Below are 366 nucleotides of genomic sequence, written 5' to 3' on the forward strand. Positions count from 1 at the left end.
AAATTCATTTTCTATTTTTAACATTTGATTCTCTTGTTTTAGCTGCTTCAATTCTGCGGCTGGAGTCTGTGGTTTTTCAGGTTTGGGGTTGTTCTGCTTGTGTTTGACCATGGTCTTAGGATTCCCTCGTTTGCGCTCAAGTCCCGCTATTCCAGATTCCTGGAAGTGTTTTTCCCACTGCCAAATCGTACTTGGCGACGACAAGTCAAAGTGTAAGGCAGTCACTGGAAGCGAAGCTTGATTTCGTTTCTTCCAGTTTAATACATCGACTTTGAACTGACTAGAATATTCTTGGGACATTGACCGGTCTTTTAGACCTTCAATACCTCGCCGCTCAAATCGATGAACCCAACCCAGAATGATTGC

1 protein-coding gene is annotated in these 366 nt (G+C 43.2%); it reads right to left on the minus strand.

What is annotated here, in order from left to right:
• Nucleotides 1-300, minus strand: a 300-nt coding sequence (locus KGF70_RS17095) for a helix-turn-helix domain-containing protein (protein WP_253954925.1), incomplete at its 3' end; no start/stop codon positions are given.
• Between the last annotated feature and the right edge of the window lie 66 nt (nucleotides 301-366).

The organism is Lactiplantibacillus sp. 7.2.4 (genome assembly GCF_018991185.1).
GTDB classification, from domain to species: Bacteria; Bacillota; Bacilli; order Lactobacillales; family Lactobacillaceae; genus Lactiplantibacillus; species Lactiplantibacillus pentosus.